Source organism: Streptacidiphilus neutrinimicus, assembly GCF_000787815.1.
Taxonomy (GTDB): domain Bacteria; phylum Actinomycetota; class Actinomycetes; order Streptomycetales; family Streptomycetaceae; genus Streptacidiphilus; species Streptacidiphilus neutrinimicus.
The window spans coordinates 1-6,879 of sequence record NZ_BBPO01000138.1 but is presented as its reverse complement, the minus strand read 5'-3'; the positions used below and the strand labels follow the sequence as shown (position 1 = coordinate 6,879).

General features: G+C 69.1%; 12 protein-coding genes and 1 pseudogene. 10 read left to right on the top strand and 3 right to left on the bottom strand.

Translation table 11 applies throughout. From position 1 onward, the window contains the following. Positions 1–130 precede the first annotated feature (130 nt). The 5 genes from TR48_RS37310 to TR48_RS37295 all read left to right on the top strand — a co-directional run bounded on the left by TR48_RS37310 (position 131) and on the right by TR48_RS37295 (position 2,255). Positions 131–385: a hypothetical protein gene (locus TR48_RS37310; RefSeq protein WP_042375148.1), complete on the top strand. Its 255-nt coding sequence runs from the start codon at positions 131–133 to the stop codon at positions 383–385. Further along, a complete protein-coding gene (locus TR48_RS37305) occupies positions 363–887 on the top strand; it encodes a DUF6879 family protein (protein WP_042375146.1) in 525 nt (174 codons plus the stop codon). Before TR48_RS37310 ends, TR48_RS37305 begins: the two co-directional genes overlap by 23 nt. Before the next feature lie 10 nt (positions 888–897). Then, positions 898–1,125, top strand: a complete 228-nt coding sequence (locus TR48_RS46755; protein WP_369405638.1) for a helix-turn-helix domain-containing protein — start codon at positions 898–900, stop codon at positions 1,123–1,125. Further along, positions 1,056–1,748, top strand: coding sequence for a DUF5753 domain-containing protein (locus TR48_RS37300; protein WP_369405639.1), 693 nt, complete (start codon positions 1,056–1,058; stop codon positions 1,746–1,748). Before TR48_RS46755 ends, TR48_RS37300 begins: the two co-directional genes overlap by 70 nt. Before the next feature lie 63 nt (positions 1,749–1,811). Then, positions 1,812–2,255: a hypothetical protein gene (locus TR48_RS37295; RefSeq protein WP_152628398.1), complete on the top strand. Its 444-nt coding sequence runs from the start codon at positions 1,812–1,814 to the stop codon at positions 2,253–2,255. A 394-nt stretch (positions 2,256–2,649) separates the two neighbouring features. On the opposite strand, the gene TR48_RS39575 is transcribed toward TR48_RS37295, so the two are convergent. Together TR48_RS39575 and TR48_RS37285 are read right to left on the bottom strand one after the other, a co-directional pair. Then, entirely contained in the window at positions 2,650–3,306 is a 657-nt protein-coding gene (locus tag TR48_RS39575; protein ID WP_236652508.1) for a restriction endonuclease, read from the bottom strand. A gap of 184 nt (positions 3,307–3,490) precedes the next feature. Continuing rightward, positions 3,491–3,775 carry a hypothetical protein gene (locus TR48_RS37285; protein ID WP_042375142.1) on the bottom strand — a complete coding sequence of 95 codons (285 nt, stop codon included), beginning with the start codon at positions 3,773–3,775 and terminating at the stop codon, positions 3,491–3,493. 150 nt (positions 3,776–3,925) lie between these two features. On the opposite strand from TR48_RS37285, the gene TR48_RS44620 reads away from it, so the two are divergent. Together TR48_RS44620 and TR48_RS37275 are read left to right on the top strand one after the other, a co-directional pair. Then, a complete protein-coding gene (locus TR48_RS44620; protein ID WP_042375141.1) occupies positions 3,926–4,162 on the top strand; it encodes a hypothetical protein in 237 nt (78 codons plus the stop codon). Between the two features lie 217 nt (positions 4,163–4,379). Continuing rightward, on the top strand, positions 4,380–4,667 hold the full coding sequence (locus TR48_RS37275; RefSeq protein ID WP_161789986.1) for a hypothetical protein: 288 nt from the start codon (positions 4,380–4,382) through the stop codon (positions 4,665–4,667). 43 nt (positions 4,668–4,710) lie between these two features. On the opposite strand, the gene TR48_RS42755 is transcribed toward TR48_RS37275, so the two are convergent. After that, complete coding sequence (locus tag TR48_RS42755; RefSeq protein ID WP_042375137.1) at positions 4,711–5,115, bottom strand: nSTAND1 domain-containing NTPase; 405 nt, start codon at positions 5,113–5,115, stop codon at positions 4,711–4,713. 199 nt (positions 5,116–5,314) lie between these two features. Here TR48_RS42755 and TR48_RS37265 point away from each other — a divergent pair, with 199 nt between their 5' ends. The 3 genes and pseudogenes from TR48_RS37265 to TR48_RS46940 form a co-directional block, all read left to right on the top strand. Next, positions 5,315–5,860 carry a Uma2 family endonuclease gene (locus tag TR48_RS37265; RefSeq protein WP_042375136.1) on the top strand — a complete coding sequence of 182 codons (546 nt, stop codon included), beginning with the start codon at positions 5,315–5,317 and terminating at the stop codon, positions 5,858–5,860. Positions 5,861–6,054: 194 nt separating this feature from the next. Then, positions 6,055–6,498 (top strand): tyrosine-type recombinase/integrase, encoded by a 444-nt coding sequence (locus tag TR48_RS41380; protein ID WP_236652509.1) that lies wholly within the window; start codon positions 6,055–6,057, stop codon positions 6,496–6,498. A gap of 237 nt (positions 6,499–6,735) precedes the next feature. Further along, positions 6,736–6,879: pseudogene (locus TR48_RS46940) on the top strand (IS256 family transposase); the annotation flags it as partial.

Below are 6,879 nucleotides of genomic sequence, written 5' to 3'. Positions count from 1 at the left end.
CGTGAACAATGCCTCCATCCTGAGCAGGGTTGAGTGCACTGGGCCGCCCGCCCTTCGAGCTCTTGACGGAGCGTCTGCTCCCGCACGACGGTGTCCGGGACCGATCCCTGCGCTGACGACGGAGGGGATCATGACGCTACGGTTCATCGCGATCGACCCAGAGACGGAAACCGGCGACTCGCCCACCATCTGGCTCGACGAAGAGAAACGGGAGTTCGTGATCCAGGGCTGGCGGGCAGACCAGGTGCTGCGCGATCAGGTGACCGCGACGCCGGCACCGAACCACGCCCCAGGGATCCCCGACCACGAGGATGTCGTCCGGCTCCCGCTCCGGATGGCCGACGCACTGAGGAAGGCGCTCGATGCAGCCGACGAGCTTGGATGACCTGTTCGCCAACGCGCAGCGCAGCGCCGTGCACCTCGAGATCCGCGACTCCTACGGCGTCGAGCACGAATCCGCCCCGCTGCAGCAGTGGCTGAAGACCGGCACCCGCGACAACCTCGACCCCGACTGCGACTACTGGCGCCCGTGGGCCACCACCGTGCGGGACGCCGTCTGCCGCGGCGTCGTGGTGCGCCGGGCCCGGATCGTGTCCACACCCGTCTCCGCCGACATCGCATACGAGCACGCCGGGACAGTGGTCAACCTGGCGATCGGCGAGCTGGTCCGCTGGCTCCCCCGGGAGCAGGCCCTCGACCTCGCCGCCCCGCTCAACGACTACTGGGTCTTCGACGACACCACGGTCCGGTTCGGCATCTTCGCCGGCAACGGCGCCCTGGTCCGCCACGACCTCACCACGGACCCGGCCGTCGCAAAGCTGTGCACCGACTCCTTCGAGGCGGTGTGGGAGCGCGCCACACCACACAAGGACTTCCGGATCGACTGAGCTCAGTACCATGGCCACGTCGCCCCTCAGCACCGTCCAGGCGGCCCGCGAGACAATCGCCGGCCGCCTGCGAGAGCTCCGTCTAGACGCCGGCCTCACCGGGGACGAGCTCTCTCGCAGATGTGGCTGGCACGCCGCAAAGACCAGCCGGATCGAACACACGAAGCTGTGCCGACAGACGCGGACATCCGCACCTGGTGCGAAGCGTGCGGTCAGCCGGACCTGGCCCCGGACTTGATCCGGGCCACCCGCTCGGCGGATCAGCTGTACGTCCACTGGGCGCGGAAGCATCGCACGGGGTTGCGGCAGGCCCAGCAGGAGCTGCTTCCGTTGCACGAGCGCACCCGTGTGCAGCGCGTGTACGGCTCGAAGGTGGTGACGGGCTTCCTTCAGACGCCCGGCTATGCCTCCGCCCTGCTGTCCGCCATCACGCGGTTCCAGGGCACCCCGAACGACGTGGCCGCGGCGGTGGAGGCGCGGATGCAGCGTCAGCGCGCCCTGTATGAGGGCGACCACCGGTTTGTGGTGCTGATGGAGGAGACGGTGCTCAAGTACCGGATCGGGGGCCGGAAGGTGATGGCGGAGCAGCTCGCCCACCTGCTCGAGGTGATGCAGCTGCCGTCGCTCGCTTTCGGCGTCATCCCGTTCACGACCGACCGAATGGACGCGTGGCCGCTCGAGCCGTTCTACGTGTACGACGACGCGACGGTCATCGTGGAGACGTTGACGGCGGAGATCCGGATCACCGAGGCAAGCGAGGTCAGCTCGTACCTGCGCGCGTTCCAGGCGCTGGGGCAGCCGGCGGTATACGGGCCGCCGGCGAGGGCACTGGTGGAGGCAGCGGTCGACGCGCTCGGGTGATCGGCGCGCAAGAACTCGCAAGACCGTGGAGGCCCACGTCAGGCCGTCCCTACCTTCGGTGACATGGCCGTCACCGCATCCTCCACTGCGGGCGCTTCGCCGACCCGCCCCGTCACACTCGGCCCGTTGCCGCGGGCCTACTCGACTCCTGAGTGCCGTACCGGCGCGGACCGCTGGCCCGACCTCCATCAGATGTGCAGCGCCCCCGGATACCGCGACCACGTGCTCGGCTGGGTGCCGGTGAAGTGCGGCTGCGACTGCCACGCCGCCGCCGAGAAGGGGCGCGTGAGCGCCGAGAAGGTCATCCACGACGCCGAGTGGGACGGGTACCGCATCCGCAAGCCCGACGGCGTGATCGTCGACACCGAGTACGGCGGCTACCCCTGCGGCTGGGACACCCGCACGCAGGCCGAGGACGCAGTCGAGCGGCGCGCGGAACTGCACGCCCACTACCGCGAGCTGCGGGCGTCGGGGTTCCCTGGGCTGTCGGCCTGGTGCGCCCCGTGACGGCCTACTTCAAGGTCTCGCACCCCTACCCCGAGGTGCGGGAGCCGTTCACGTGGCCTGAGCCTGGGGTGCGGACGTGGACGCCGCCGGAGAAGTCCTACTTCGGCCGTGCACCGGAGCACCCTCCTGTGAGAGCGGCAACGCCTGCCCCGTGGGTGTGATCACCACGCTCGACGGCGGCCCGCATGGGTGTGACTGCCCCTGCCACGACGGGCAGCGCCAGCGCCCATAAGAGCTGCCTGCCCTGGGGATCCCGTCGCGCCGCTGCGCGCCCAGGGTGGGCCTGTCCGCATTCAACGTGGAGGAGCGTGCGGACAGCAAAGAGCCCCCGTGCACCGGCTTGTGCATGGGGGCCCTTCGGCATGTCAGGGGAGATCGCGGAGCGTGGAGCCGGTCAGTGCCAGGGCGCCGGGCCTGTACGCGATACCCAGCCAGCGAGCTCGCGGGCACCGTATAAGCGGATGCCGGCTTGGCGGGCGTACTGCACGGCAGCTTGCGTGAAGCCGCTGGTGGTGACCACTGCGGCCAGGTGGGCGCCGTGGACCACGTAGTACGTGCCTCCGACTTTCTGCACCTCGGGCGAGCCGACGCGATTGGCGGCCGCGTACCGCTTGGCCTGGATGACGATGCGGCGTCCGTCGGGGGTGGTGGCGATGACGTCCGCGCCGAGGTCGCCGGCGCCGCCGACGACGCGGACGGAGGTGCAGCCGTCGCGCTGGCACAGGCTGGCGAGGGCGTGCTCGAACTGGAGTGGGGTCATGCGCTGGAAGTCCGTGAGCGCGTTCCCTGTCGGCTGTGGCAGCCCCGGGGTGCTCGGCCGGACGAGTCGGATCAGGTCGGCGACGCCCCAACATGTGACCTGGGTGCCAGCCACGATCAGCCAGACCGTGCCGATCGCCATGGCGACCATCAGGTAGAACACGGGGATGACGAGGTGCGCCGCTAGGAAGAACAGGCCGACCGGGCCGCGTGGGATCCGCATCCGTCGCCGACGCGGGAAGCGCACGTTGAACCGTACGAGCTGGCGCTTGCGGCGTGCAGGATGCCCCACGAAATGCCCCCTCTTCACGAGGAGTTCACGATCTCATGGGGCGGATGGGCGCGTCAGTGGGATGCCGTGATGCGAACCGCCGCTGCACGGCCCGGGCGGGACTGCTGTCCACATGCTGTGGAGGAGCTGGACAGCAGAAGGCCCCCGACGCTTGAGTCCGCAGCGCCGGGGCGCCTCTGTGCTCCTATGGCCGCTCGAAGTGGTGGTGGACCTCCGTCAGATGGGGCGGTTCCTTGGGCTGGGGGAAGCCGATCTCGGCCGCGACCGGCATCAGCCGCTCCATGAACGCCTCGAACTTGGCGCGCGACTCCCACAGGTCAATCACGCGCAGGCCTGAGCTGGTCACGACGGCGCTGTGGAACAGCACGCCGTCTGGCGGCTGTCCGGCACGCGTCCCCGCGCGCTTGTCGAGCTCGTCGTACTGCTCCGCAGTCACGCCAGGGAAATCGATCTCCATCAGCACTGCCATGACGGGCCCTCCTCTCAATCGGGTGCCCGCTCAGCTCAGCAGCGGCCCGGGAAGCTCGCGCGGCGCCGCGTCCGACCGGGTGGGTCACCCACCGTCGCCGAGGGGCGCTGACGGGATGCGGATCGATTCCTCCCGGGGCAGCTTGGAGCGATGAGCGATGACCTGCCCACTGAGCACCATCACGCCCATGTCGTCGTCCATCCCGTTCAAGACGATGCGATGACGGGCCCGTATCGGCGGGTGGACATCCTCGGCGAGTACGTCGGCAAGGCCTTCGAGCTCGCGGATGTGGCGGAGTTCTGCCGTCGCGCCGGCCTGGAAGAGCTCGACCTCAACGCCGAGCGCATGGTCGAGTGGATCGGCGGCGGCCCCGACGTTTGGGAGTGATCCGTATCGGAAACGGTGGCCGGCACTCGCACGTTTCGGCTCCCACCTAAACGTTGGCACCCATCCGCGTGTGCGCGATGCACTGTCCTGGGCGGAAGTTCCCGCCCAGGCGGGAGCTCGTAGGGCCCTCGCCAGCCGACCAGCTGGAGGGAACAACGTGCTCAGGTCTCGCCTCACGCTTGCCGCGGTTGCCACCGGGGCCATCCTTGGCTTCGGCGTGCTCACTGCCGCCCCCGCAATGGCCGACACCTACGCCCAGGCGTCAGTCCCGGGCTGCTGGGCTCAGGTCGACCGCAGCGGCGTCAAGGCCAGGATCATCCTCGGTTCTTCCGGCTCGGACGCCTGCACCGGTCTTTTCCACGACGGAAGTACCTCCGGTTCCTACGGGGTCGCACAGAATCAGACGTACTACGGCCCGTGGATCCAGGCTGCGGGCAATCCACTGGCGTCGGTGACGGTCTGCAACAACAACTACGGCCGCTGCGCTAACTCGGCGTGGATCTAGCCAGCTGGTGCCCTGGGTAGCAAAGAGCCCCCGTGTACCGGACTCATGCACGGGGGCCTCGCCATGCCTGGGCTGTCAGAGCGGCACGGGACTGGGTTCCGCCGGATCCGGCGGATCCGGGGGGCGGGCCCGATCCGGTGGTGCGCGGCAGTGACTCCCGCAGCACCAGCTCGACCAAGGCCGGCTCCACGTCCAGCTTGGCCCGCCGGGCCGGCTCGGTGACTGCGCGGCGCAGTTCCTCGACCGTCATCGGGCCCACCACGACCTGGGACTGCTGGATCGCCGCGGCGAGCAGCGGATGACGCAGCGCGTGCGGGTAGAAGTCCGCCCGGATGCCGAGCACCACCAGGTCCTCGCGTGCCGCGCACACGGACCCGATGAACAGCCGACGCTCCTCGGCGTCGACCTCGCGGGCGAAGACCTCCTCGAACTGGTCGACCACCAGCACCGGGCACGGCTCCGCGGACGCGCCGCCACCGGGCGGCCCGACCAGGGACGACCGGGGTCGCGGGCCCGGGGTCACGGTCGTGGCGTGCCCGCGCTTGACCGCCGCCACGCCCACGAAGCCGAACTACGCCCATAGCTGCCCCCCGAGGGACCGTAGACTGGGTATCTCGCGCCCGCCACGCCTTGTCTGGGAGAGCCCCATGCAGCCTCACCACCTCGACCTCATCGAGGAGGCACGCCGGATTGCGCCCGAGAACGTCAAGGTCGAACGTTCGGGTGAAGTCATCATCATGCAGGCTGCGCCCTCCGCCGTTCACCAACGAAACCTGGACAAGATCGCACGGCAGTTCGCCTCCAGCATTCCCGCGGACTGCTTTGCGAGTCAGAACACCGGCCTCTCCTCGCCGGCCTCAAGGAAAAGCCGCACCCCGGACCTCACAGTTCTGCCCGAGGAAGCGCCGGAAGGGCCCAACAACGAGGTGCCGGCAGAGCTCGCACTCATCGCCGTCGAAGTCGTCTCGCCGTCAAACCCGGAGAACGACTGGGTGGGGAAAGTGCGCGACTACCCGCTGATGGGCGTCCCCCTCTACCTCATCATCGACCCCAGCAAGAAGACCGCAACCCTCTTCTCCGAGCTCGAAAACGGCCGCTACCGACAGCGCGAGGACGCCGAATACGGCGAGACGATCCACATCCCGGCCCCCTTCGACTTCACACTCGAAACAAGCTCACTGCTGCCCTACTGACCTCGCGAGCACGACACCCGCCCGGCACTTGCGGACTCCCCACGTCCGTGCCACACGGCCGGGCTCAACGCCGGCCCAGCAGGTCACGGCACAGCTGAAGTCCCTCCCTCACAGCCCCACCGGGACCCCACCGCGTCCCGCCCGCGGCCGCCCGCCCGCCCCGGTCCACGACCAGGCCCCTCCGGCCAGCACAGATCAGCGAAGCCGCCGTCCGCGACCTCCTCAAACGCGCCGCCGCCGACACCGGGATCACAGACGCCAGCGGCCAGCCCCTGCTGTTCGCCCCGCACGACCTGCGAAGGATCTTCGTCACCGACGCCGTGATGAACGGGATGCCGCCCCACATCGCCCAACTCGTCCGCGGGCACAAGGACATCAACACCACCATGGGTTACAAGGCGGTCTATCCCGAAGAGGTCATCACCGGGCACCGGGCCTTCATCGCCCGCCGTCGAGGGCTCGGGCCGACCGGTGAATCCCGGATGCCGACCGAGGAGGAAATGGGCGGAGTTCCTCGGGCACTTCGAGTGCCGGAAGGTCGCACTCGGCACCTGCGGGAGAGCATTCAGCACCCCCTGCATCCACGAGCACTCGTGCTTATCCGAACTAGTCGGCACACTCCCGCTGCGACGAGGTGACAGGGCGCCTCCGCTGTGCCTCCCCCGACCTCCTCTGTGGCTCCCACGCGCCGCCGGAGGTGCACTGGAGATTCGGCGCTGACCAGTAGAAACGCGGAGCAGAATGCCGATCGGGAGTGTCTGCTTAACGGTGGATCATGGAATGCCGGGTGGGCCGGAGGGTCTGCTCGGGGATGAGGACCACCGAAGTGAGCGACGTGATGAGCGAGACCGTGGACGCCCCCCGGGGTTGGCGCCGTGGACGACCAGTTGATCGGGATGCTGGTCGACCGAGCCCGCGCCGAAGGGCTGCAGCTGACCGGCGAGGGCGGCTTGCTCCAGCAGTTGACGAAGCGACTGCTGGAGTCCGCCCTTGAGGGCGAGGTGACCGACCACCTCGGC